Annotated in this window: 1 protein-coding gene; it reads left to right on the top strand. The window is 66.1% G+C overall.

Going from position 1 to position 1,022, the window contains the following annotated elements; all coding sequences use genetic code 11:
• Nucleotides 1-1,022: S-(hydroxymethyl)glutathione dehydrogenase/class III alcohol dehydrogenase (locus tag H1D44_RS20685; RefSeq protein ID WP_181517150.1), on the top strand; the 1,022-nt coding region annotated here is incomplete at both ends.

Here is a 1,022-nt window from a genome sequence, read left to right as displayed (position 1 = left end):
GGTGAAGTGCTGGTCCACATCAAGGCCACCAGCGTCTGCCACACCGATGCCTATACCCTCTCCGGCGCCGATCCGGAGGGACTGTTCCCCTCGGTACTGGGCCATGAGGGCGCCGGCATCGTCGAAGCGGTGGGTGAGGGCGTGACCAGCGTGCGGCCTGGCGATCACGTCATCCCGCTCTATACCGCCGAGTGCGGCAAGTGCAAGTTCTGCCGCTCGGGCAAGACCAACCTGTGCCAGGCGGTGCGTGCCACCCAGGGCCAGGGGCTGATGCCCGACGGCAGCTCGCGCTTCTCGCTGGACGGCAAGCCGCTGCACCACTACATGGGCTGCTCCACCTTCAGCGAGTACACCGTGCTGCCCGAGGTCTCCCTGGCGGTGGTTTCCAAGGAAGCGCCGCTGGACAAGATCTGTCTGCTCGGCTGCGGCGTGACCACCGGCATCGGCGCGGTGCTCAACACCGCCAAGGTGGAGCCGGGCTCGACCGTCGCCGTATTCGGCCTCGGCGCCATCGGGCTGGCGGTGATCCAGGGCGCAGTGATGGCCAAGGCCAGCCGCATCATCGCCATCGACGTCAACCCGGACAAGTTCGAGCTGGCGCGTCAGTTCGGCGCCACCGACTTCGTCAACCCCAAGGAGTATTCCGACCCGATCCAGCAGGTGATCGTCGATCTGACCGATGGCGGGGTCGATTACTCCTTCGAGTGCATCGGCAACGTCAACGTGATGCGCTCGGCGCTGGAGTGCTGCCACAAGGGCTGGGGCGAGTCGGTGATCATCGGCGTGGCGGGCGCCGGCGAGGAGATCGCCACGCGGCCGTTCCAGCTGGTGACGGGGCGGGTATGGCGCGGCTCGGCGTTCGGCGGAGTGAAGGGCAGAAGCGAGCTGCCTGGCTACGTACAGCGCTACATGGATGGCGAGATCAAGATCGACGAGTTCATCACCCACGACATGCCGTTCGAGCAGATCAACGAGGCGTTCGAGCTGCTGCACGCGGGCAAGAGCATCCGCACGGTACTGCA

This window comes from Billgrantia kenyensis, assembly GCF_013697085.1.
Taxonomy (GTDB): Bacteria; Pseudomonadota; Gammaproteobacteria; order Pseudomonadales; family Halomonadaceae; genus Halomonas; species Halomonas kenyensis.
This window is presented reverse-complemented; position numbering and strand designations above follow the sequence as displayed.